The sequence below is a fragment of the Castellaniella sp. genome, from assembly GCF_041675725.1.
Lineage (GTDB): Bacteria > Pseudomonadota > Gammaproteobacteria > Burkholderiales > Burkholderiaceae_B > Castellaniella.
The window spans coordinates 1-22,733 of sequence record NZ_JBAYTI010000045.1; the positions used below are offsets into that span (position 1 = coordinate 1).

Annotated in this window: 22 protein-coding genes and 1 pseudogene; 2 read left to right on the forward strand and 21 right to left on the reverse strand. The window is 58.5% G+C overall.

All coding sequences use genetic code 11. The annotated features are described in order from the left end of the window. Positions 1-290 (reverse strand): enoyl-CoA hydratase-related protein (locus WCZ84_RS09870; RefSeq protein WP_372686101.1); only part of this gene is annotated, 290 nt, incomplete at its 3' end. Between the two features lie 82 nt (positions 291-372). Continuing rightward, positions 373-1,905: an AMP-binding protein gene (locus WCZ84_RS09875; RefSeq protein ID WP_372686102.1), complete on the reverse strand. Its 1,533-nt coding sequence runs from the start codon at positions 1,903-1,905 to the stop codon at positions 373-375. Between the two features lie 192 nt (positions 1,906-2,097). Between WCZ84_RS09875 and WCZ84_RS09880 the strand changes: the two genes are divergently transcribed. Next, positions 2,098-2,628, forward strand: a complete 531-nt coding sequence (locus tag WCZ84_RS09880) for a LuxR C-terminal-related transcriptional regulator (RefSeq protein WP_372686103.1) — start codon at positions 2,098-2,100, stop codon at positions 2,626-2,628. A gap of 112 nt (positions 2,629-2,740) precedes the next feature. Here the strand turns inward: WCZ84_RS09880 and WCZ84_RS09885 are convergent, their stop codons facing one another. The 10 genes from WCZ84_RS09885 to WCZ84_RS09930 all read right to left on the reverse strand — a co-directional run bounded on the left by WCZ84_RS09885 (position 2,741) and on the right by WCZ84_RS09930 (position 13,939). Continuing rightward, entirely contained in the window at positions 2,741-4,216 is a 1,476-nt protein-coding gene (locus WCZ84_RS09885; RefSeq protein WP_372686104.1) for an amidase, read from the reverse strand. Positions 4,217-4,344: 128 nt separating this feature from the next. After that, the gene (locus WCZ84_RS09890; RefSeq protein WP_372686105.1) at positions 4,345-4,638 is read right to left on the reverse strand and encodes a DUF1330 domain-containing protein; all 294 of its coding nucleotides are present in this window, start codon (positions 4,636-4,638) and stop codon (positions 4,345-4,347) included. Positions 4,639-4,744: 106 nt separating this feature from the next. Next, a complete protein-coding gene (locus WCZ84_RS09895; RefSeq protein WP_372686106.1) occupies positions 4,745-5,638 on the reverse strand; it encodes an aminotransferase class IV in 894 nt (297 codons plus the stop codon). A gap of 83 nt (positions 5,639-5,721) precedes the next feature. Then, positions 5,722-7,098, reverse strand: coding sequence for an aspartate aminotransferase family protein (locus tag WCZ84_RS09900; protein ID WP_372686107.1), 1,377 nt, complete (start codon positions 7,096-7,098; stop codon positions 5,722-5,724). A gap of 61 nt (positions 7,099-7,159) precedes the next feature. Further along, positions 7,160-8,461 carry a TRAP transporter large permease gene (locus tag WCZ84_RS09905; protein ID WP_372686108.1) on the reverse strand — a complete coding sequence of 434 codons (1,302 nt, stop codon included), beginning with the start codon at positions 8,459-8,461 and terminating at the stop codon, positions 7,160-7,162. 12 nt (positions 8,462-8,473) lie between these two features. Continuing rightward, positions 8,474-8,932 carry a TRAP transporter small permease gene (locus tag WCZ84_RS09910; RefSeq protein ID WP_372686109.1) on the reverse strand — a complete coding sequence of 153 codons (459 nt, stop codon included), beginning with the start codon at positions 8,930-8,932 and terminating at the stop codon, positions 8,474-8,476. Positions 8,933-8,982: 50 nt separating this feature from the next. Beyond that, positions 8,983-9,999 (reverse strand): TRAP transporter substrate-binding protein DctP, encoded by a 1,017-nt coding sequence (gene dctP, locus WCZ84_RS09915; RefSeq protein WP_372686110.1) that lies wholly within the window; start codon positions 9,997-9,999, stop codon positions 8,983-8,985. A 389-nt stretch (positions 10,000-10,388) separates the two neighbouring features. Next, positions 10,389-11,888: an aldehyde dehydrogenase family protein gene (locus WCZ84_RS09920; protein WP_372686111.1), complete on the reverse strand. Its 1,500-nt coding sequence runs from the start codon at positions 11,886-11,888 to the stop codon at positions 10,389-10,391. A 21-nt stretch (positions 11,889-11,909) separates the two neighbouring features. Then, complete coding sequence (locus tag WCZ84_RS09925; protein WP_372686112.1) at positions 11,910-12,704, reverse strand: enoyl-CoA hydratase/isomerase family protein; 795 nt, start codon at positions 12,702-12,704, stop codon at positions 11,910-11,912. Next, the gene (locus WCZ84_RS09930) at positions 12,701-13,939 is read right to left on the reverse strand and encodes a CaiB/BaiF CoA transferase family protein (RefSeq protein ID WP_372686113.1); all 1,239 of its coding nucleotides are present in this window, start codon (positions 13,937-13,939) and stop codon (positions 12,701-12,703) included. Before WCZ84_RS09930 ends, WCZ84_RS09925 begins: the two co-directional genes overlap by 4 nt. A 105-nt stretch (positions 13,940-14,044) precedes the next feature. On the opposite strand from WCZ84_RS09930, the gene WCZ84_RS09935 reads away from it, so the two are divergent. Beyond that, a complete protein-coding gene (locus tag WCZ84_RS09935) occupies positions 14,045-14,974 on the forward strand; it encodes a LysR substrate-binding domain-containing protein (RefSeq protein WP_372686114.1) in 930 nt (309 codons plus the stop codon). On the opposite strand, the gene WCZ84_RS09940 is transcribed toward WCZ84_RS09935, so the two are convergent. From WCZ84_RS09940 to WCZ84_RS09980, 9 genes and pseudogenes are all read right to left on the reverse strand, one after another. Then, on the reverse strand, positions 14,966-15,421 hold the full coding sequence (locus tag WCZ84_RS09940) for an acyl-CoA thioesterase (RefSeq protein WP_372686115.1): 456 nt from the start codon (positions 15,419-15,421) through the stop codon (positions 14,966-14,968). The two genes, WCZ84_RS09935 and WCZ84_RS09940, sit on opposite strands and share 9 nt — an antisense overlap. Further along, a complete protein-coding gene (gene pssA, locus WCZ84_RS09945) occupies positions 15,418-16,224 on the reverse strand; it encodes a CDP-diacylglycerol--serine O-phosphatidyltransferase (RefSeq protein ID WP_372686116.1) in 807 nt (268 codons plus the stop codon). Before pssA ends, WCZ84_RS09940 begins: the two co-directional genes overlap by 4 nt. Positions 16,225-16,228: 4 nt before the next feature. After that, positions 16,229-16,942: a phosphatidylserine decarboxylase gene (locus WCZ84_RS09950; RefSeq protein WP_372686117.1), complete on the reverse strand. Its 714-nt coding sequence runs from the start codon at positions 16,940-16,942 to the stop codon at positions 16,229-16,231. Between the two features lie 121 nt (positions 16,943-17,063). Then, positions 17,064-18,080 (reverse strand): ketol-acid reductoisomerase, encoded by a 1,017-nt coding sequence (ilvC, locus tag WCZ84_RS09955; RefSeq protein WP_372686118.1) that lies wholly within the window; start codon positions 18,078-18,080, stop codon positions 17,064-17,066. A gap of 31 nt (positions 18,081-18,111) precedes the next feature. Further along, positions 18,112-18,603 carry an acetolactate synthase small subunit gene (gene ilvN / locus WCZ84_RS09960; RefSeq protein WP_372686119.1) on the reverse strand — a complete coding sequence of 164 codons (492 nt, stop codon included), beginning with the start codon at positions 18,601-18,603 and terminating at the stop codon, positions 18,112-18,114. 11 nt (positions 18,604-18,614) lie between these two features. Beyond that, positions 18,615-20,402 carry an acetolactate synthase 3 catalytic subunit gene (locus tag WCZ84_RS09965; protein ID WP_372686120.1) on the reverse strand — a complete coding sequence of 596 codons (1,788 nt, stop codon included), beginning with the start codon at positions 20,400-20,402 and terminating at the stop codon, positions 18,615-18,617. Between the two features lie 317 nt (positions 20,403-20,719). Then, positions 20,720-22,036 (reverse strand): TRAP transporter large permease, encoded by a 1,317-nt coding sequence (locus WCZ84_RS09970; protein WP_372686121.1) that lies wholly within the window; start codon positions 22,034-22,036, stop codon positions 20,720-20,722. After that, positions 22,033-22,518 carry a TRAP transporter small permease subunit gene (locus WCZ84_RS09975; protein ID WP_372686122.1) on the reverse strand — a complete coding sequence of 162 codons (486 nt, stop codon included), beginning with the start codon at positions 22,516-22,518 and terminating at the stop codon, positions 22,033-22,035. Before WCZ84_RS09975 ends, WCZ84_RS09970 begins: the two co-directional genes overlap by 4 nt. 25 nt (positions 22,519-22,543) lie before the next feature. Next, positions 22,544-22,733: pseudogene (locus tag WCZ84_RS09980) on the reverse strand (ABC transporter substrate-binding protein); the annotation flags it as partial.

The window sequence follows — 22,733 nt, forward strand, 5'->3', positions numbered from 1 at the left end:
AGCTCGAATCCCCCTGAAATGGCATATCCATTCACTGCGGCAATGATCGGTTTGTCAATATCCATGTTCCGCGTGATGCCTGCAAACCCAGGACCATCGGTATATTGCGTCCTGAACTTAGGGGCGGGCGTATTCGCGTAATTCATTGTGTACGTTTTCAGATCCGCACCGGCGCAAAACGCCTTGTCGCCCCGCCCGGTGACGACTGCCACCCGGGCATGATCATCGTTCTTGAATTCATTCCAGAAATCGACCAGCGCCTGATTGGCTGGAAAATCCAGCGAATTCATTTTGTCCGCGCGATTTATTGAAATAAGCCGCACATGACCGTAAGATTCATATTCTATATCCGACATAAACTCTACTCACGCATTAAATGTTTGGATGAAATTCGCTCTTCAATTGATCCCGCAGGGCTTTTTTCAAAATTTTCCCGTAACCGCTTTTAGGCAAGTCGTCGACAAAACGATAGGCGCGCGGTCTTTTGAATCTGGCCATCTTCGAAATGCATAAATCATCCAGTTCTTTCTCGGTCACCCGTGACGCAGCATGACATACCACAAACGCTACGACCTCTTCGCCGAGATCCTGATGGGGCCTGCCGACGACGCTGCACTCCGACACGCCAGGATGCGTCAGCAGTATTTCCTCGATCTCTCTCGGATAAATATTGGACCCCCCACTGATAATCATGTCCTTGGAGCGGTCCCTCAAGGAAAGGTAGCCGCGTTCATCGAGGGCGCCAATATCCCCCGTCCAAAGCCAGCCATCCCGAAGGGTCGTTTTCGTTGCCGCCTCATTGTTCCAGTAACCACGCATGACACAGTCGCTACGCGTAATAATCTCGCCCAGTTCCCCTGGAGGCACATCGGTCCCGGCCTCGTCCACGACGCGCACCTCTACGCCGGTGCGCGGCACGCCGACGGTGGCCAGCACGTCATAATTTGCTGACGAATACGCGTTCTCGTGGTGTCGGCGATCCAGGCCGCTAATCGTCATGGGCGATTCGCCCTGACCATATAGCTGATAGAAGCGCGGGCCAAAACATTGCATCGCCTCGACCAGATCCGCCACATACATTGGAGAGCCGCCATATAATATGTAATTGATATCGCTCTTCCAATCCGGCCTGGACTTTACCGCCTGTACCAGCCGCGTGATCATGGTTGGGACCAAAAACAACGACACGGATGCATATCGCTGCAGTTCGTTTAACAGTTGGTCTGGATCAAACCGTCGAAGGATGATCTGATGCCCCCCCGCCAGCAGGTGGGGAAGCATGTACTGCCCCGAGCCATGTGACAATGGCGCCGTATGAATCATCGTCTGGCCGAAACCCACCTGCTCTATGTCAGAATAATAAGCCATCGACATGAATATCAGATTTCTGTGCGACAGCATGGCGCCCTTTGGAAATCCGGTGGTGCCGCTGGTATAAAAAATCCACGCAAGATCATCAGGGACGCCAGGATAGGCTGCAATAGGCTTTCCATTTTGCAAAGACAGATACTCGTCACTCTCAACCGTAATGACGACGCCATCCGACCACCCTTGAAGCCGATCCTTCAGGGTGTCCGCCAGATGGGCCGAAGTAAATACGAATTTGGCGCCGGAGTCGCCTACGATATGTTCCAACTCGCGGGGGTGCAGCTTATAATTGACAGGCACGACGCAGACACCCGCCACCCAGCAGGCAAGCAGGATTTCGACGAATTCGGCCCGGTTTTCCATCCACAATGCGGCACGGTCGCCAGGGCGAAGCCCCAGCCGCTCACGGATCGCCCCTGCCAGGTGGGTTATTCTTTTTGAAAGATCGCCAAAGCTTAATGTTGTATCACCTGCGGTGAGCGCCGGGGCATCCGGCTTCTGTCTTGATTTGTCCAAAAACAGCTGTACTATGTTCATGTGTAAGCTCTGCGCTGGGGTTATGAATCTCGTGAGCCAAGCCACCCCTAGAACTACGGGGTTTCCCTAATGCCTGGGCCATACGCAGGCAACTATTCTCTTGGAAGAGGCTCATCACTACTATCAGCCCGAACAGACATACACCTCAAGTCCGTAAAAATACGTTTACTAATTGTAAATTTATAATTGCAGATGAATGATACCTCCTCACTACATGACCTGCTGCCAATCGGAATCCTAATGTCGGTGGGCCGGAAAATTACGCACTGCAACTCTACGTTCGCCAGCCTATTCAACTACGAGATGGAAGATATCGTTGGAAAGTCGCTCGAAATGCTTTATCCGAGCCGCTTTGAATTTCTTGACCGCGGAGAAAAGTGGGCCGAATTCCTGCACATACACGGCGAGCACAGCGACGAACGCATCATGCTCGCCAGAAAAGAAAATCCCGTGTGGATCAAGGTAAGAGGCCGATGCCGAAGCCCCAGAGACCCCTATCAGCTGATGGTTTGCACGTTTGAAGAAGTCACTGAAAAAGGCCAAAATCCAGAATTAACGATTCGGGAGTACGCCATCGTCAAATACATGCAACAAGGCCTCACAAGCAAAGAGATTGCCCGCAAGCTGATGATCAGCCACAGAACGGTCGAAACCTATAAAAACCGCCTTATGGTCAAGGTGGGTGCCAGAAATTCAATGCATCTTGTTTCGCTGATCAAATAATAGAAACAAGTTTTTTACAGCCATGTTCCAGCTGGATCCAGCGCCTTTTCGGATTTTCTGCTATATGGCTGGTGCAATATGGCCAGTACGATATGGCTGGTTATATTTTATTTTAATAGCGCATGCCAGGTGTGCTGACGGATGAGCCAAGCGGCACTAAACGCGCAAGATCGATGGGCCTTGGCGCAAATAATTCCTGATTGGCGTGCATATAGTGCGCCGCAATGTTCAGTACCTGGTCCTCCCGCTGGCGCCGCCCGACGATCTGCAGCCCCACCGGCCCGCCCGACGATGTCAAGCCGCACGGCACGGAAGCTGCGGGGAGCCCTACCAGCGAGAACGCGTAGACAAGCAAGAATATGTCGTAGAAATTCTCGACTGGCTTGCCTTCTATCTCGGTGGGCAACGGCTGGTCAAGCCGAAATGGCGTTGCACCGATTGTCGGCGTCATGATGAAGTCATACTTCTCTTGGAGCTTTAATATCCGGTGCCAATAAGCCGTGCGCATGCGCTCAGCCTCTGCCACCGAATTCAGGCTAAGGCCAAAAGCATCTTCCAGTTGCCCTACAAGTTGCGAACCCAGGGTGTCGCCATGTTTTTGATATAGCGGCCCGAAGCGCGCCAATATGCCATACCCCCTGGTACCCGTTATTATGGTTTTGAGATCTCTCGCGTCAAAACAGGCGTCGTCGACTGTGCAGCCAAGCGCCCGGAACGATAAGGCCGCATCGTGTGCCAGCTGGCGTACTTGTGAATCAACGGGCACGATCCCGCCAAGATCCGCGCAAAATGCAATCCTGACACCTTTCAAGTCCACACGGCCCAAAGCCGCTTTTTCGTAGTCTGCGGCGGTTCGCGGCAAAGAGATAGGGTCCCGGTCGTCCGGCCCAGCCAAAACCGAAAGCAGAAGCCCCAGATCCTCGACACTGCGCGCCATGGGGCCCTGTACGTGATTCACCAAGGTATCCCACGCAAACTCATCCGGATATATCGGTACCCTGCCCGGCGCCGGCCGTAGCCCGGAGACCCCGCACCAGGCGGCTGGAATGCGTATCGAACCACCGCGATCCGTACCCAGGCCGATGGGGGAAAACCCCGCGGCAATGGCTGCAGCTGTTCCGCCACTGGATCCGCCCGCGCTGACGTTCAAATCCAGTGGATTTCTCGTGGTGCCGAACAATGAATTGCTCGTATTGATATCGGTGGCGAATTCCGAGGTATTGGACTTGCCAATTAGGATGCCGCCGGCGTCCAGCATTCTTTGTACCACGACGGAATTTTCTGCCGGCAAATTGTCTTTATAGATGACGGACCCGTGTGTCGTATGCAGGCCGCGAGCATCGATATTATCCTTGACGACAAAAGGCACCCCTTCCAACGGACGCGGAGACCCGCCCTGAGCCAACCGCTGGTCCAATAACTTCGCTTTATTTAGCACATCGTCGGGAATGCTGACAATCGCATTGACGGACGGATTGTACTGCGCAATTCTATCTAGAAACGCCGAAGCGACTTCATGCGCGCTGACTGCACGAGAGGCAATTTTTCTAACAAGATCAGCCGCGCTGGAGCATACCAGGTCTTCCATGCCCTATCACCGTATTCTCATCAATGTGCTATTTTCATACTATTTTTGCAAAGCGGCCTCAGCTTGCAAAGCGGCCTCAGTCACTTGAAATGGGCTGGCGATCCATGATTCACCGGAATCAGGGCCCATCAAGCCTCTTTCCTTTCTTGAACCAAAAATCGCCCAACCGAAGCGGCGTGACGAAACGCGGCCACTGCCATATAGCCCGGATCTTTCAGCCAGGCTTCGACATGCGCCTTACTGGGAAACTCGAGTATCACCATGCGCCCATCGAACGGCTCGCCCTCGGCCGTCATGACCTCTTCGCCCCGCGTCAGGTACCTGCCGCCATGACGTTTGATGAACTCTGGCGCTTCGTCGGCATATTTCTTGTACGTGGCGGGATCCGTAACGTGGATGGTGGCAACGACATAGGCGGCCATGACAATCTCCTTTGAAATAAGTACATTCCGTGAGCGAGCGGCCGTCTGGTCAGCCTGCGGTACGTACCGTAACCGCATGGCTGCCCGTGAAAAGCCTGGACGCGTCTCAGTATTTTACGGGAACACCATAGCGGGGATCCTCGTGCAAAGCCCAATACTTTTCCGCAAGGGCCGTCGTCACGGGCCCTGGCTTTCCCGACCCGACCTTCTGATGATCAATGGTCGTAACAGGAATGATCCCGCCTGCGGTACTGGTTATGAAGATTTCATCCGCTTTATAAGCCGCATCGACCGATAGTTCGCCTTCCACCACATCATGACCACTATCCCTGCCAAGCTCGATTGCGGTGCGCCGTGTGATGCCATCCAGCGACCCTTGTCGCGGCGTGACGATCTTGGTTCCCTCGACCGCAAATATATTGAAACCGGGCCCCTCGACCAGATGGCCTTCGCTGTCTCTCAGAATCGCACTCTCCCCGCCTCTGTCATAGGCCTCGAACAAACCCATCGTCATGTCGAGCCAGTGAAAATTCTTGATCGTGGGATCCACGGACGAGGTGGATATGCGATGTTTTTCACTTACGATGACATGCAGGCCTTCTTTTTGCTTTTCGGGGCTGGCGACCCAGATCATAGGCACCACGAAGGCAAAGAAATTGTTTTTACAGGTCCGCGGGTCGCGGGAGCCGGGCTCCGGCACGCCACGCGTGCATATCATTTCGACAATCCCATCCCTTATGCCGGTTTTCGCAACACAATCGACCATCAGGCTGCGCAATCCGTCCTTGCCAAATGGAATTTTCATCCTGAGCTTATCGACGTTTCTCAGGAACCTGTCGATATGATCATCGAGCCGAAATATGCTGCCTTTCCATACATGTGCGGCATCATACGTTGCATCGGAATGGAGAAAGCCCCAATCGAATATTGACATCTTTGCCTGTGACACGGGAACGAATTCCCCATCCACGTATGCCACACCGTTAGATAAATCCGACATCCTCATCACTCCATGGTCATAATTTTATGATCGCCGTTGACCTAGCCAGATCGATGGCCAGGCCACCCAGCGCCGACAAGACATCAACTGTCGGCGGGCCGGGATTTCATGGCGTGCTTCAGCGCCTCGATGGCGGATGCCCAGACATCGATCGTCTGGCTGATTTCGGTCTCGCCCAGCGCCGTACTGACATAGTATTTTGTATCGCCCTTGAATATCCCACGCTGCCGCAGCAGCGCATTGAACGTTCCGGTCAGCCAGGCGTCGCCGCTGACGGTGTCGCGGTAATTGCGGATCTCGTCGCGATGGAAAATCACGTCGAACAGCGGCTCCGCACCCAGTACCTGAGCAGGGAGATCCGCGCGCTGCAACATCTCATTCAGGGTGTCCATCAGTTTCCTGCCGGTTGCAAAAAACTTTTCATAGGTACCCGGCTGCCTGAGGACGTTCAATGTGGCCAACCCCGCAGCAGCGGCCATTGGATTGCCGCTCAGGGTGCCCAGCTGCACCAGGAAGCGCTCGTCACCCACCTTGGAACGATCGAACAGATCCATGATGTCGGCGCGACCCGCGATCGCGGCCAGCGGGAACCCGCCGCCACACGCCTTGCCTAACGTGCAGAGGTCGGGGGTCACGCCAAAATACGCCTGAGCACCCCCATAAGAAAACCTGAATCCAGTCACGACTTCATCGAAAATCAACACCACGCCGGTTTCGGCAGTGACCTCGCGCAATGCCTCGAGAAAGCCATCCCGCGGGGCTATCAAGCGTTGAAAAGGCTCGACGATGACCGCTGCGAGTTCATCGTGGTGTTCACGAATGAAGCGGCGCATGAGATCGATGTCATTGAACGGCAAAACGGCGATGTCGGCCTGTATGCTGTCCGGAATGCCTGGAGAATCTGGAATCGGCTCTGGAAACGGCACATCCTCTGTCGGCATGAGGCTCATGAGGCCGTAGTCGCTCATGCCATGATAGCCGCCCTCGAACTTGAGGATCTTGTCCCGTTTCCGATAGGCGCGCGCCAGACGCATGGCATAAAAATCCGCCTCGGTGCCAGAACAAACGAACCGCACCTTTTCGGCACAGGGCACCGCATCCGCAATGGCTGCAGCCAAGCGAATTCCTTGTGGGTTGTTGGCAAAAAAGGTCGTACCCCTTGTCAGTTGATCCGATATGGCCGCGTTCACTTCGGGATGACAGTGGCCGATCAGCATCGGCCCTGAGCCAAGCAAATAATCGATGTACTCATTGCCGCTTTCATCCCAGACCCGAGCGCCAGCGCCACGGGAAATCACGACTGGTTCAGGAATGTTGCCGAACGTACCCGCAGGCATGCAGCGGCTTGCCAGATCGGCGAGCTCGATTTCCGACTGGGAACGGACATTTTCCGTTCGCCGCCCTGGACTTGCCATATCATTCGCGTGAATTGTCATTTCCAAATCCTCCGTTAAATACATCAAATTGATTCAAGGCATACCCTTGGACAAAATGGCCGCACTGCTTTAGAAACCCGACGTGTCAAAACCCCAGCAACCGGGGTAGAAACAGAGAGAAATCAGACCAGAACGTCACCAGCAGAAGAACCGGGATATTGACCAGAAGAATGAACTTCATGATGTATCCTATGTATTTCTGCATCGGCACATTACCCGCGACCGCGCTGGACATATACAACAATGGCGCCACCGGTGGCGTGATGTTCCCAAGGCCCAGGTTCACGCCGACGATGGCGGCAAACTGGAGCGGATCGATGCCCATATCCTGGGCAATCGGATACAGCACGGAAGCGGCCACGATGGAGCCGGAGATGTCGTCCATGATCATCCCGATCACGAGAAGGATGAGATTGATCAACAACAGCGCCTGCCATTGATCAAAATTGCTGGTCACCATCTCTGCCAATATGAAAGGCGTTCCCTCATACACCAGTACCGTACTCAGGAGTATCAAGGCACTCACCATGATGACAAGCGACCCCAGCAGGTCGCCAGAGGCCACCGTGGCCCTGAAAAAGGCCTTGAAACTCATGCTTCTGTATACGAACAATGCCAATATGATGACGTAGATGGTCCCCAACCCGGCGGCCTCGGTTGGGCTGGCGACGCCGCCATATATCCCACCCAGCACCACGACGGGAAGAAGCAGAACCAGCGATGCGCTTTTCCCTTTTTTTCTGAAGTTCGTGAAAAAGGCGTCTCTGCTCGTGTATTCCACGGTTTTGACTGGAAACTTGCGAACGAAATACTGGTTGAGAATGATATAGCCAGCCGCCATGACCAGGCCCGGAACAAGCGTAGTCAAAAACGCCGCCCCGACGGAAATCTGCATCGTCAGCGCCAGGATCAGGAGCGGAATGCTGGGCGGGATCAGCAGGGTCAGAATGGACGAACAAGCCACCAGCGCGACCAGGTATTCCCGTGGATAGCCCGATGCCTCGGCCCGGGGCATCAGTACGGTGCCGATGCTCGCTATTGCCGCGCTGCCTGCCCCCGATATGGCGCCAAACAATGCGCAGGCCAGCACAACGACGGCCCCCAGCCCGCCCTTGAACCGGCCGATGAACAATTCTATGAAATTTACAAGCCGTTCACCCTGCCCGCTTTTTTCAGCAAGGATGCCCATATAGATGAACAGCGGCAACGCAATCAGTGCAGGACTATTGATCCTGGACACCATGGTTGAAAAAATCGTCTCTATTTCGATGCCTAGAGCATAGGCGATCCCGAATGAACCCAGGCCAAACGCGGCAGCAATCGACACCCCTCCGAGCACCAATGCGACGGAGATGACGAGCCAGAAAATGACGGGAGTTGATATCATAGGGTGCCTCGCTTATCTGGGTTGACTGTTCCTGTGGATGCCACGCATCACAATGAACAAGATATTGAGGCCAAACCCGACCACCAGCGCAAATAGCGACAACGCGACGGGGATATCGAAATACAGCGTCCTGTAATCGAGCGAAAGTGCCGTCATGCATATGCCAATACTGGCGACCAGCGCAATGACGGAAAACAACAGCAACCCGACGTTCGACAGCATGCCCAGCAGATATTTTGCCGTCGGGTTGGTGATCAATTCGTCCAGGCCACCTTTTATATGCGAATCGGTCAGCGTGGTATGCGCCATCCCCAGGAAGTAGGACCAGATTGCCGCGATACCGATGATTTCGTCATATCCTGAAATGCTGACCCCCATATTTCTAAAAATGACCTGAAGAACCGTCAACCCGACGACGATCAGAATATAGACGAACAGCAGCACCTGAATTATTTTTTCAATATGTCTCATGGCAGCTCTTTTTTTAAGAACGGGCCACCTGAGTGGCCCGTTCTACTGGATCAATCGGATACGATCTTCTCGATCTTGTCCATGATCTCATCGCCTATGGTTTCGCGCAGAACGGGCCATTCGCTCTCCTGCGTCATCTTTTTCACTTCTTCGTACTGATCGGCGCTGAGCCTGACGACCTTGACGTTCTTGTCTTCGAGCTGCTTCAGGAATTTCTCTTCGCGCGCCTCGGCGCCCTCCCATGCCAATGTCGTAGCCTCATGGCCGGCTTTTATGAGCGCTTCTTGGGTTTCTTTCGACAGCCCGTCGAACCATTTCTTGTTGACGGCGACCCCCATTATCCCTTCGAAGTAGTCTCGGCTATACAGGTAGGTTTCTATGATGTCCGCGAATTCCTGAGCCGCCTCTTGTGCCGGGCACGCGCCCTTGGCATCGATTGCCCCAGTCTGCAACGCAGTGAACGTTTCCGAATAGGGCATGGGCACGGCACTGAACCCCAGCCTTTCGAATCGGGCGATCATGCCTTTATAAGGCGCCACCCTGACCTTGTATTTTGTTTCTGATGGAAGCGTTTCTGGCGCCTCTTTTCTGAAGCATATCCCGCCAAACCCGGTGGGCGCCCAACCAAGCATCTTGTATCCCGCCTCGTCGCCGATGTCGTTCATCACTTCGAGGAATGTCCCGTCGGGGCCATACAGCTTGTATGCCTGGTCATAGTCGCTGACGAGGCCGCCCATCAAACCAATGGCCAGGCGCTTGTCGATTTCTGATGACATGACGACCACGTCCAGCTTCCGCTGGCCATTGGCGACCTGCTTGCTGATCTGATACACGTCACCAAACGGGTTGCCCAGGCGAACCTGAACGACAATGTCGCCGTTTGTCTTTTCTTTTGCGGACTCGGCGAATTTTTCAGTCATGTGAGTCAGCACGTGGTCTTTTCCAAATATCGTGCCAACAGGAAAGTTTTCGGCGTGCGCCGGCATGGCATACTGAAGCATCCCCATTCCGGCCAGCAGCACCGCCACCTTCCATTTAGAAAATTGCCGGTTCGAACAAGTAGTCATGATGGTGTCTCCAAAACATTAATAATTGCTGTTTCGCTTTTTAAACTATCCCCCAACCCAGTGGATCAATCTAAATGCATTTGAATGAATTATCCCTCCTGTTATCTTATAGCATATCTTCAAATATTCACGCGCCTGGCTGAATATAGTGGGTGCTTCCAATCCCTGTCAAGAAAAGCATTGGCTGAATATCCCGGGACAAAGAAATCTCTAATACAACTGGCCACGCAGTGAAACAAATGGCATCAATATCACCTGTCCCAACGGTCAGAAAATTGATTTCCATCAAAACAACTTGCACTGTCAGTAGAATCTCGATGAATCAACAGACTGGCGGCGGGCAAGCATGGGGTATTCCCCTATCGGTTGTAAACACACAAATCCAGGATTTATCCATCGCGGCTGATCAGCACGGTTTTCTTTTGGGTGAAATGATCAAGCATGGCCTCTAGCGACGCTTCCTTGCCCAACCCGGACTGTTTAAACCCGCCGTAGGACAGCCCTGGCTGCGCCACGATATTCTGATTGACCTGTACAAAGCCCGCTTGCAGCCTTTGTATTGCATCCAAGGCGCGATGCAGGTCTTTCGTCCAGATCGTCGCGGCCAGACCATAATCTGAATCATTGGCCATGGCGATCGCTTCTTCATACTCATCGAAAGGGATCACACAAGTGACTGGGCCGAAAATCTCTTCGCGCGCCAGGCGATGATCGTTGCCGACCCCCACGAACACCGTAGGTTGCACGTACAGGCCGTTTTTCAGCTCGGGCGCCTGTGGCATGCTCGAGAGTTGCAAAGTCTGTACGTCGGGTATGCGCCGGCCCAGTTCGACGTAGGACTGCACGCGCTCGAACTGGGCGGTGGAGATGATGGTGCCGATGTCGGTTTTCTCGTCGAGCGGATCCCCCATGACCATGGCGTTCACCTTTTCACCCATACGAGCCACGAATGCCTCGCATAGCGAGCGGTGCACCAGCATGCGCGAAGCGGCCGTACAGCTCTGGCCCTGGCGGGTGAAGCGCATGCCGGCGACGGCGCCAGCGACGGCCCGGTCCAGGTCGGCATCTTCCATGACGATCATAGGACTCTTGCCACCCAATTCGAGGGTGGTGGGTATCAACCGTTCAGCCGCCGCATGCGCGATGATCTTGCCGGTCTCGACGGAACCGGTGAACGTGACCTTGCCCACGCGAGCATCCGCCACCAGCGGCCCGCCGCAAGTTGGCCCAAACCCCGACAGAATATTGACCACGCCGGCGGGCAGGGTACGATTGAGCAGGTCCACCACGAACAAAGTGGACAACGGTGCCTCTTCGGCCGACTTGACGACCACGGTGTTGCCGGCGACCAGGGCCGGCGCGATCTTGAAGGCCATCAACATCAGCGGCGCATTCCAGGGCAGGATGGCGGCCACCACGCCAATGGGTTCGCGTTGCGTAAACACCAGCATGTTGGGCGCAAACGGAATGGTCTCACCCTTGAGCTCGCTGCCCAGGCCGCCATAGAATTCGAAGCAGTCAGCCAGCACGTTCGCCTCGACCCGGCTTTCGGTGCGGATCGCCTTGCCGGTTTCCAGGGCCAACAGCGTCGCGATTTCTTCAGCGTGCGCCGTCAGGCTGGCGGCGGCCTCTTGCAGGATTTTGCCACGTGCCCGGGGGCTCATGGCGGCCCATTCACGCTGCGCCGCCGTGGCGGCGGCGACGGCCGCCGCCACGTCCTGCACGTCGCCATCGGCCGCATTGCCAATGGCCCGCCGAGTGGCCGGGCTGGCGACGGGAAACGTCTTGCTGCTCAGCGGCGCCCGCAACTGGCCCGCATACAGGTGCTGGCCGGACAGCCGGCGCGCATGCGCCAAGACCTTATCGAATACCGCCTGTGACTGGTTCATGGTACGTGTCTCCCTCGATCATTACTTTCCGCGAAATCGCGGCGCCCGTTTTTCCTTCCAGGCGCGCGCACCCTCGCGCATATCATCCGAAGCCTCGGACCGCAGGACGGCGCGGGCGTTATCGGCCTCATCGAAGGTGCCTGCGATGAGGCGGTTCAGATCCTGCTTGATACCCCAGAGCGCGAGCGGTGCCATGCCGGCCAGCAACCCGCTGAGGGCATCGACCCGCGCCGTCAATTGATCCGCCGCCACCAGTTCGGTCAGGAAGCCGATACGCAGCATTTCATCGGCCTCGATACGCTCGGCGGTCAGAAACAGGTGTTTTGCCGCATTGACCCCCAGGCGCGATAAATAGCGGCGCATGCCACCCGGATAAAAATGCAGCCCCAGGCGCGCCGCGGGCATGAACATGTTGGCTTGCGGCGTGCCAATGCGAAAGTCGCACGCCAGGCAGAGATCGGTCCCGCCGCCATACGCGCCGCCCTGCACCGCGGCGATCGTCACCGCCCGGACGTTTTCCAGCAGGTCTATGGTTTCGCCGAAATACAGCGAGCTGGGCGCCGATTCGCTGGCCAGGGAAGAAATGTCGTAGCCGCTGCAGAAGTACTTGCCATCAGACCGCAGGCGCAACACCAGTACATCGTCGGCCTGGTTCACCGTCTCTATGTGCGTGCGCAAGGCGGCCAGATCGGCAGGGCTCAGGCGATTGCTGAAGGCGGGCTTGCGCAGGGTGATGGTGGCAATGCGCCCCTGGATCTCCAGCGCGGGCTGGGTGGCTTCTTCTGCAGAGATTTGTTGGGAAAGAACCGACATCATGCGCTCCCGGGTGCGTCATTGGCCGCCGTCGTGGGCTCGAACTGCCGGACCACGCCGGCGCGCAACAAGGCATCGATCTCGGCCGCAGAGAAGCCGAAGCGCTGCAATACCTCGGCGGTGTGTTCGCCCAGAATCGGCGGAGGCCGGCGTATCGTGCGGCGCTGCGGATCGTTGGAGCTGCGGATGGGCAGGCCCACCTGCTGCAATGCGCCCAGCAAGGGGTGCTGTACGCTTTCGACCAGCCCCGCAGCCTTGACCTGCTCGTCATGGAATACGTCTTCCAGATTATTGATCGGGCCGGCCGGAATCTGGTGGTCGATGAACAAGCGAGTCCATTCCATGCGGCTGCGGGTACGCAGGCGTTCATCGAGCAGTTGCTTGAGTTCGTGGCGGTTCTGCATGCGCTCGGCGTTGGTCAGGAAGCGGGGGTCCGTCGCCAAGTGCTGCAACCCCATGAGTTCACATAACTTGAGCCACATGACCTGCGTAGCGGGCGCCAGGTTGATGGGCCCGTCTGCCGCTTCGAACGTGCCGTAAGGGGCGATGACCGGGTGCAAGTTTCCAGAAGGCTGCGGGATTTCATGCACGCTCAGGTAGCGCTGCCCCTGGACGCTCAGCAGACCCATGAGGCTGCCCAGCAGCGAGGTGTCGACGTGCTGCCCTCGCCCGGTGCGCTGGCGCTCGATGACCGCGGACAGGATCCCGATCGCCAGCCACATGCCGGCGGTCAGGTCGCCCACCGCCGTCCCTACCCGCATCGGCCCGCTCTCCGGCGTGCCGCTCAGGCTCATGAAGCCGGAATATCCCTGGGCGATCTGATCGAAACCAGCCCACTCGCGCGCCGGCCCCACCCGCCCGAAACCGGAGATGGACGCCATGATCAGACCGGGATGCTCGGCGGACAGCGCATCGTACGAGAGACCCATGGATTCCATGGTGCCGACCTTGAAGTTTTCCACCACGATGTCGGCCTGCGCAGCCAGACGACGGATCAGGGCAAGGCCGTCCGCCGAACGAAAGTTGACCTCGATCCCCTGTTTGTTGCGGTTGGCGCTCAGATAGTACACGCTGATGTCGTGATCGAAGGGCCCCCACTGCCGCACCATGTCGCCCCCCGGCGTCGGTTCGACCTTCACGACCTCTGCGCCCAGATCGCCCAGTATCATGGTACTGAATGGTCCGGACAGCGCGCGGGTCAGATCCAGTACCTTGAGGCCAGACAAAGGTAGCGTCATCCTTCTCTCCTGTTGTTTCGATCATCTTAGTCAAGCGTGAGCGCCCGAACCAATATCGAATTATGATCTAGGAATAAGAATTTCTTATTTCCAAGATCCGCCGCCATGAACTTGAGACAGCTTTCCTATTTCATCCGCGTCGTCGAATTGCGCAACATGACGCGGGCGGCCGAAACCCTGCACGTGGCACAGCCCGCACTGAGTCAACAGATCGCCGCGCTGGAAGAGGAGACCGGCGTCCGCCTTCTGATCCGCGGACCCCGCGGGGTAGAACCCACCAACGAGGGTCTGCTGCTGTATCGGCAGGCCCAGACCATATTGCGCCAGGTCGAGTCCATACACGGCATCCTGAACCGCAAGGTGGAAACCGTCTCCGGCACCGTATCAGTGGCCATGGCATCGAGCACGGGGCGCATGCTGGCCCTGCCGCTCATCCGCGCAGTGCGCCAGCGCTATCCAGCCATCGAACTGGAGATCGTGGACATCCCGAGTGCCGACCTGACCTTGATGGTGGAACAGGGGCGGGTCGACCTGTCGCTGTCGCCCGATCAGGAAAATGCGTCGGGGCTCTCGGTGACCCCGCTGGTGGTCGAGGAGCTTCTGGTCTTGGCCCATCCATCGGTGACCCTGCCCTTAGAGGACCTGCACATCACCCACCTGGCCGACATACCGCTGATCCTTCCGCGCCCGCCCAACAAACTGCGCATGCGCATCGATTATGCATTCATGAATGCCCACCTGCGCTATCACCTGCTGGCCCAGGCCAGTACCGCGGCCATCCTGGTACCGGCCGTACGCGACGGCCTGGCCGTCACCATCCTGCCCTATTCGGCAGCCTATCAGGAGATCCTGGCAGGCACCATCGTCGCCTACGCGCTGACCCCACGCCTGAGCCGAGAGATCAGCCTGTGCAATAGTTCGACGGCGCTCGAGCGCTCGGCCGTACGGGCGGTCAAGGGTTTGATCCAATCGGTGGCGCGCACCTTGGTGCAAAACGGCACCTGGCGCCACTGTGTGCTGCACGATTCAACCTGACCCCGGGGCCGTGCACTGGGCCAGCGGTGCCAGCGCCGCCTGAAAAGCCTCGGACAGCGGCATCGGCCGACGGTTTTCGCGGTCTACGTAAACATGAATGAAATGCCCCGCCGCACACGTGTGCTCCGCCCCCTGGCGGAAGATACCCACTTCGTAGCGCACGCTGCTGGTGCCCAGGCGGGACACGGCAATACCCGCTTCGAGCGCATCGGGAAACGAGACCGGCGAAAAATACTGGCAGCGGGTCTCGACCACCAGACCGATGGTTGCACCGGCCGCGAAGTCGAGCACGCCCTGGCTCAGCAGATAATGGTTGACCGCCGTATCAAAATACGAATAGTAGGTCACGTTGTTGACGTGGCCATATACGTCGTTGTCCATCCAACGCGTCTGGATGGGTAAAAAGACTTTGTAGGCGCTGCGGCCGCGCGGCTGGGGGCGGCTCATGTGTCCTCCGGGGCCTGCGATGCGCGGTGCGGATCTGCATCGGCCTGCGCGCCTGCCTCGCGCATGCGCTGGCCCAGGCGCCGCGCCCGGCGCAACCGCCACAGCCAGAGTACCCAGCCCGACAAGCTATAAAGGATGAACAGACCGAACAGGACGACCGGTGGATCGCTGGACACAAAGACAAAGGCCCCCACCACCACCAGCATGACCCAGAAAGGCACGCTGCGGCCCAGGGCGAATGTCTTGCCGCTGTAGAACGGCGCATTGGACACCATGGAGACCCCCGCGTATACCGTCAGGCTGAAGGCGACCCACGGCACCACGCCGTCGGACAGGGACAGCTTGTTGTCGACCGAGAGCCAGACAAAACCCGCCACCAGCGCTGCGGCAGCGGGGCTGGGCAGGCCCTGGAAATACTGCTTGTCGACCTTGCCGATGTTGGCATTGAAGCGTGCCAGCCGCAGGGCGGCGCCGACCACATAGATGAACGCAGCCAGCCAACCCCACCGCCCCAGGCCCTGCATGGACCAGACGTACGTCACGAGCGCGGGCGCCAGGCCGAAGGACATCATGTCGGCCAGGGAATCATACTGTTCGCCGAAGGCCGACTGCGTATGGGTGAGACGGGCCACCCGGCCGTCCATGCTGTCGAACACCATCGCCAGGAAAATGGCGATGGCGGCGGTCTCGAAATGGTGGTTCATGGCCTGCACCACCGCATAGAACCCGGCAAACAGATTGGCGGTGGTAAAGGCATTGGGCAGCAGATAGATGCTGCGGCGGCGTTGACGTTCGTCTGGCATGGGTTCAGGCAGGCGCGTGGCCCGGGCCGAGGTCTGCGGCCTGGCTGCCTGCAGCCCCCGCGCCTGGCGAAGGCAGCTGCGCGAGCACGGTGCGGGTCGCACGGACCTTGTCGCCGATGGCCACCTGTGGGCGGGCCTCTAGGGGCAGGTAGACATCGACCCGCGAACCAAAGCGGATGAAACCGTAACGCTGGCCCGCGTAGACACTGTCGCCCTGGTGCACATGGCACAGGATGCGCCGGGCCACCAGGCCCGCCACCTGCACGGCGGTGACCAGCTGGCCATCGGCTCTTTGCAGCACCATGGCATTGCGCTCGTTCTCGAGTGACGCCTTGTCGAGGTCGGCATTCAGAAACTTGCCCGGAAAATAGGTGATGGACTGGATCCGGCCAGCCACCGGCACCCGGTTCGAGTGCACGTTGAAGACGTTCATGAAGACGCTGATCTTCAGGCTGGAGCGCCCGCCCGCATACGGATCGAGCGCCTCTTCGACACTGACGATACGGCCATCGGCCGGGCACAGCACGCAGTTATCGCCCTCGGGCGCCTGGCGCACCGGATCGCGGAAAAACTGCAGCGCAAACAGGAAAAACAGCCAAAACGGCACGGATGCCCAACCCGACCACGACGTGACCAGAAGGGCCAGCAACACGCTGCCGGCCAGGATGGGCCAGCCTTCCCGGGCAACAACAGGGTGTGGATACGATGGTGTCTTCATGCTGCGCAAGCATAACCCGAAATGAACAGGGCCGGATACCCGAACAGAAAAGGTAACCGGCCCAAGCTGGATCCGCGCCCGACCTGAGCCTGCAAGCCGTTGGCTGCAGACCAGGCCGTCTTCAGTTTTTGGTCTGGTCGACCAGCTTGTTGGCGGCAATCCAGGGCATCATCGCGCGCAGCTTGCCACCCACCTGCTCGATCTGCGACTCGGCATTGATGCGGCGGCGCGAGATGAGCTCGGGGGCGCCGGCCGCATTTTCCAGAATGAACCGCTTTGCGTAGACCCCCGACTGAATGTCGGTGAGCACCTGGCGCATGATGGCGCGCGTATCTTCGTTGATGACGCGCGGCCCGCTGACGTACTCGCCGAACTCGGCATTGTTGGAGATCGAATAGTTCATGTTGGCGATGCCGCCCTCGTAGATCAGGTCGACGATCAGCTTGAGTTCATGCAGGCACTCGAAATAGGCCATTTCAGGCGCATAGCCCGCTTCGACCAGGGTGTCGAAACCGGCCTTGATGAGTTCGACCGTACCCCCGCACAGGACCGCCTGCTCACCGAAGAGATCGGTCTCGGTTTCTTCCTGGAAAGTGGTCTCGATGATGCCGGCGCGCCCCCCGCCATTGGCCATCGCGTACGACAGCGCCGTATCGCGGGCGCGCCCCGAAACATCCTGGTGCACGGCGATCAGCTGCGGCACGCCGCCGCCATGAACGTAGGTATCCCGCACGGTGTGCCCGGGCGCCTTGGGCGCCACCATGATCACGTCGATGTCGTCACGCGGCGCAACCTGACCATAATGCACGTTGAAACCATGCGCAAAGGCCAGCGCCGCACCCGCCTTCATGTTGCCGGCGATATGGTCGCGATAGACCCCGGCGATGTTTTCGTCGGGCAGCAGCACCATCACCACATCGGCCCCCTTGACGGCATCGGCCACCTCCTTGACCTCGAGCCCCGCATTCACGGCCTTGCTCCAGGATGCGCCCCCTTTCCTGAGGCCCACCGTGACGTGCACGCCCGAATCATGCAGATTCAGCGCATGGGCATGGCCTTGTGAGCCATAGCCGATGATGGCGACGTGCTTGCCCTTGATGAGGGACAAGTCACAATCCTTGTCGTAAAAAACTTTCATGTAAGACTCCAGTATCCGAGAGGGTAAAAGTTCAAAGTTTCAGAATCCGTTCGCCGCGCGCCACACCGGAGACGCCGGTACGCACGGTTTCCAGGATGGCACTGCGATCGAGCGCGCCAATGAAGGCCTCGATTTTATCCTGCACCCCAGTCAGCTCGATGGTGTAGGTTTTGTCGGTGACATCGATGATGCGGCCGCGGAAGATTTCAGCCATGCGCTTCATTTCTTCGCGTTCCTTGCCAACCGCCCGTACCTTGATCAACATGAGCTCACGCTCGACGTGCGCGCCTTCGGAAAGATCCACCACCTTGAGCACGTCGACCAGACGGTTCAGATGCTTGGTGATCTGCTCGATGATTTCATCGGAGCCGATCGTGACGATGGTCATGCGCGACAGCGTGGCGTCTTCGGTCGGTGCCACCGTCAGGGTTTCGATATTGTAGCCGCGGGCCGAAAACAGCCCCACCACGCGCGACAGGGCGCCCGGCTCGTTTTCGAGCAAAATGGAAATGACGTGTTTCATGATCAACCCCCTCACAGATCCTCGGAACCCAGCAACATCTCGGTCAGGCCGCGACCGGCCTTGACCATGGGCCAGACGTTTTCGGTCTGATCCGTGACGAAATCCATGAACACGAGCCGGTCCTTGTACTTGCCGAACGCATCGCGCAACACCGGTTCGACATCGGACGGACGGGTGACGCGCACGCCGACGTGGCCGTAGCTTTCGGCAAGCTTCACGAAGTCTGGCAGGGCATCGACGTAGGATTCGGAATACCGCGAGCCGTATTCGATCTGCTGCCACTGGCGCACCATGCCCAGATACCGGTTGTTCAGGCACACGATCTTCGGGGTGAGCCGATACTGGCTGCAGGTGGAGAGCTCCTGGATGTTCATCTGGATGGAGCCCTCGCCGGTGATCACGGCGACATCCCGATCGGGGTTGGCCATCTGCACGCCCATGGCAAACGGCAGGCCGACGCCCATGGTGCCCAGGCCACCCGAATTGATCCAGCGGCGCGGTTCGGGGAACGCATAATATTGGGCGGCCCACATTTGATGCTGACCCACGTCCGAGGTCACAAAAGCCTGGCCCCGCGTGATTTCCCACAGTTTCTGGACCACGAATTGCGGTTTGATGAGCTCATCGGAAGGTTCGTAGTCGAGGCATTTGCGCGCGCGCCAGCCGTCGATCTGCTTCCACCAGGCATCGAGGCGGGATTCCTGCGCGCCTTTCTCGGCCAGACCCTGCGCGTACAGGCCCATGAAATCCTGCAATACTTCTTTGACATCGCCCACGATGGGCACATCGACGCGCACGCGCTTCGAAATGGAGGATGGGTCGATATCGACATGGATGATCTTGTGCGGCACCTGCGCGAAATGCTTGGGATTGCCGATCACCCGGTCATCGAAGCGCGCCCCGATGCCGATCAGCACATCGCAGTTCTGCATCGCCATGTTGGCTTCATACGTGCCGTGCATGCCCGGCATGCCCACGAACTGGGCATCGGTGCCCGGCAAGGCCCCCAGCCCCATCAGCGTGGTGGTACAGGGCGCGCCCGTCAGGCGCACCAGCTTGCGCAGCTCGTCGGCCGCATTGGCCAGCACCACGCCGCCACCGGCATAAATCATGGGCCGCTCGGCAGCCAGCATGAGCTGGACCGCCTTCTTGATCTGGCCATGATGGCCCTTGGTGACCGGCGCGTAGGAACGCATCACGGTCGGCCCCCGGCGCGGCTGGTACTTGCACAACGCCACCGATACGTCTTTGGGAATGTCGACCAGCACAGGGCCCGGCCGCCCCGACGTGGCAATGTAGAAGGCCCGGCGCATGGTCTCGGCCAGGTCTTTGACGTCGCGCACCAGAAAATTGTGCTTGACGGCGGGCCGCGTGATGCCCACGGTATCGCATTCCTGGAAGGCATCCTGGCCAATGGCGTGGGTGGGCACCTGGCCCGTGATGATGACCAGCGGAACCGAGTCCATGTAGGCGGTCGCGATACCGGTGACTGCGTTGGTCACCCCGGGCCCGCTGGTGACCAGGCATACGCCCACCTTGTCGGATGAGCGCGAATAGGCATCGGCTGCGTGCACGGCCGCCTGCTCGTGACGCACCAGAATGTGCTTGAATTTATCTTGTTTGTAGATGGCGTCGTAGATGTAGAGGACTGCGCCCCCAGGGTAGCCGAACACGTGTTCGACCCCTTCCTCGATCAGACAACGCACGACGATGTCGGCGCCATTGAGTTCCATGATGATTTCCTTTTCGACCTGTGCGTTGCACCAAGCGGCCTTCACGACCTGGGCCAGTGCCGGCATTCCGCGGCATGATCCGATGGCTGGGCGATTCACGGAACCGCTGCGCCCGGACACCCCACGGAGCCCGCCTGTACCCCTTGGCACAGTGCACTTTGCGCTGCCTGCAGCGCACAGTGGTTGAAATGAACGCCCGAGGCAAGGCTTGTGGCCTCGCTCTGGGCATGAAGAACATGACCTTGCGGACCCGGCGGATGACCCGGCCCATTGCCAAGCAGTTGACCCCCGCACGATGGAGCGGAGCAATAAGCTAATTTACCGCGTTGCAACATCCGCCGCAAGCGGCCGGCCGGCGGGTGGCCGGCGCCGGCCCCACGATGCTACAACGGCGGCCCCATCAACCCATCAGGCAAGCCGGTGACCAGCCCCGGAAAAAAGCACAGCAGCACGATGGCCGCCATCATCACCAGTACGTAAGGCAATGCCCCGAACAGAATTTCCTTGGTCGGAACATTCGGGGCAATGGCGTTCAACACGAACAGGTTCAACCCCACCGGCGGCGTGATCAGGCCAATTTCCATGTTGATGGTCAGCACGACGGCAAACCAATAGGGGTCGAAACCCGCCTGCGTGATGATGGGCAGCAACAGGGGCGCCGCCATCACGATGACCGCTACGGGCGGCAGAAACATGCCCGCGACCAGCAGAAACAGGTTGATCAGCCCTATCAACAGCCAGCGGTTGATCTCGAGCGCCGCAATTGCGGCCGCCAGCGACTGCGTGATGTAGAGCGACGACAGGGCAAAAGCAAACAGCTCGGCCGATGCCATGATCATCATGATCATCACGCTCTCGCGCATGGCTGAAGAGAAGACCCCGGCGTAGGTTTTCCAGCGCACCAGCCGATATACAATCACAACGACCATCAGGGTCAGCAAAGCACCCGCGCCCGCTGCTTCGGACGGGGTGGCCACCCCACCGTACAGCACAAACATCATGCCCGCGATAATGAGCAATAGGGGCATGACCCGTGGTAGCGATTCGAGCTTTTCCCGCCATGAATACGCCAGCGCATCGATACGAAAATGAAAGCCCTTGCGGCGCGCATCGAACAGGGCCCAGGCCATGAACATCGCCGTCAGTAGCAGGCCTGGCACCACGCCCGCCAGGAACAGGCGGCCAATCGACGTCTGGGTGGAAATGCCGTACACGATCATGGTGACCGAGGGCGGGATCAGGATCCCCAGCGTGCCGCCCGCCGCGATCGAACCTGTCGCCACCGAAGCGGGATAGCCACGCCCCAGCATCTCGGGCACCCCTATCTTGCCGATCGCCGCGCAAGTAGCGGGGCTCGAACCGGTCATCCCAGAGAAGATCGCACAGGCGCCGATATTGGACAGGATCAGCCCGCCCGGCACTTTATAAAGCCAGCGATCGAGAGCCTTGTACAGATCGCCGCCGGCGGGCGTGCCGGCCACGATAGCCCCCATGAGCACGAACATGGGGATGGCTACGTACCCCAGATTGGCGATGCCGGCAAACATGATCTCGGCCACTATGTAAATGACGTCCGAACCCATGTCGAGGAACAGCCCGGCCAGTGCGGCCAGCCCCAAGGCAAAGGCGATCGGCATGCCCGTGGCCAGCAACAGGCACAGCAACAGGACGATGAGGACCCCGGCCAGCGCGGGTGTCATGAGGGATCCCCCAGCTTCAGAAGCTCAGCCACGTATTGCAGGCAGAGCAACAGGAAGCCGCAGAACATGGGGGCCAGGGGTATCCACAGGGGAACAGCCGCCACACTGGAAGTGGTCCACCCCCCTTCCAGCGCCTCGAACAGGTGCAGACCCGTGGCCACCGTCATGACCACGCAAAACGCCAGCCCCAACCCGGCCCCCGTCCAGTCCATCCAGCGCTGCACGGATGGACGCACGATCAGACGCACGAAATCCACCGCCACGTGCCCCCTGCGCATCAGTACATAGGGCGCCCCGAGGAAGATGGCGCCCGTCGCGCTGAACACGACCGCTTCGGTTTGCCAGATCGTGGAGGCTCTGAACAGATAACGCATGAAAATCATCTGACAGACCACCAGCATGGCACACCCCAGCAAAACGATGGCCAAGGCGCCGCAGGCTCGCGACACCGCCTGAATCCAACGTACATACACGCGCGCCATGCAGGCCCCCAGGAGAAAGACCGCGTTATTGCACAGCCAGCGCCTTGTCCAGCAACGCCTGGCCGCCTGGCACCTTTTCGGCAAACTGCACGTAGGAGGACTTCTTGGCGATGTCCATCCAGGCCTGATACTGGTCGGGCGTCATGGTGACGACCTCGACCCCGGCCTTGCCGTAGATATCGCGCATTTTCTGCTCGCCCTTCTTGGCTTCTTCA

Coding starts and splice junctions, on each gene's coding strand:
- WCZ84_RS09875 (WP_372686102.1), bottom strand. CDS start 1,905: ATGAACATAGTACAGCTGTTTTTGGACAAATCAAGACAGAAGCCGGAT.
- WCZ84_RS09925 (WP_372686112.1), bottom strand. CDS start 12,704: ATGATGTCGGTTCTTTCCCAACAAATCTCTGCAGAAGAAGCCACCCAG.
- ilvC (WP_372686118.1), bottom strand. CDS start 18,080: ATGAAAGTTTTTTACGACAAGGATTGTGACTTGTCCCTCATCAAGGGC.
- WCZ84_RS09895 (WP_372686106.1), bottom strand. CDS start 5,638: ATGTCGGATTTATCTAACGGTGTGGCATACGTGGATGGGGAATTCGTT.
- WCZ84_RS09885 (WP_372686104.1), bottom strand. CDS start 4,216: ATGGAAGACCTGGTATGCTCCAGCGCGGCTGATCTTGTTAGAAAAATT.
- pssA (WP_372686116.1), bottom strand. CDS start 16,224: ATGCCAGACGAACGTCAACGCCGCCGCAGCATCTATCTGCTGCCCAAT.
- WCZ84_RS09910 (WP_372686109.1), bottom strand. CDS start 8,932: ATGAGACATATTGAAAAAATAATTCAGGTGCTGCTGTTCGTCTATATT.
- WCZ84_RS09970 (WP_372686121.1), bottom strand. CDS start 22,036: ATGACACCCGCGCTGGCCGGGGTCCTCATCGTCCTGTTGCTGTGCCTG.
- WCZ84_RS09905 (WP_372686108.1), bottom strand. CDS start 8,461: ATGATATCAACTCCCGTCATTTTCTGGCTCGTCATCTCCGTCGCATTG.
- WCZ84_RS09900 (WP_372686107.1), bottom strand. CDS start 7,098: ATGTATTTAACGGAGGATTTGGAAATGACAATTCACGCGAATGATATG.
- dctP (WP_372686110.1), bottom strand. CDS start 9,999: ATGACTACTTGTTCGAACCGGCAATTTTCTAAATGGAAGGTGGCGGTG.
- WCZ84_RS09920 (WP_372686111.1), bottom strand. CDS start 11,888: ATGAACCAGTCACAGGCGGTATTCGATAAGGTCTTGGCGCATGCGCGC.
- WCZ84_RS09880 (WP_372686103.1), top strand. CDS start 2,098: ATGAATGATACCTCCTCACTACATGACCTGCTGCCAATCGGAATCCTA.
- WCZ84_RS09935 (WP_372686114.1), top strand. CDS start 14,045: ATGAACTTGAGACAGCTTTCCTATTTCATCCGCGTCGTCGAATTGCGC.
- WCZ84_RS09930 (WP_372686113.1), bottom strand. CDS start 13,939: ATGACGCTACCTTTGTCTGGCCTCAAGGTACTGGATCTGACCCGCGCG.
- WCZ84_RS09965 (WP_372686120.1), bottom strand. CDS start 20,402: ATGCCGGCACTGGCCCAGGTCGTGAAGGCCGCTTGGTGCAACGCACAG.
- WCZ84_RS09950 (WP_372686117.1), bottom strand. CDS start 16,942: ATGAAGACACCATCGTATCCACACCCTGTTGTTGCCCGGGAAGGCTGG.
- WCZ84_RS09940 (WP_372686115.1), bottom strand. CDS start 15,421: ATGAGCCGCCCCCAGCCGCGCGGCCGCAGCGCCTACAAAGTCTTTTTA.
- WCZ84_RS09975 (WP_372686122.1), bottom strand. CDS start 22,518: ATGGCGCGCGTGTATGTACGTTGGATTCAGGCGGTGTCGCGAGCCTGC.
- ilvN (WP_372686119.1), bottom strand. CDS start 18,603: ATGAAACACGTCATTTCCATTTTGCTCGAAAACGAGCCGGGCGCCCTG.
- WCZ84_RS09890 (WP_372686105.1), bottom strand. CDS start 4,638: ATGGCCGCCTATGTCGTTGCCACCATCCACGTTACGGATCCCGCCACG.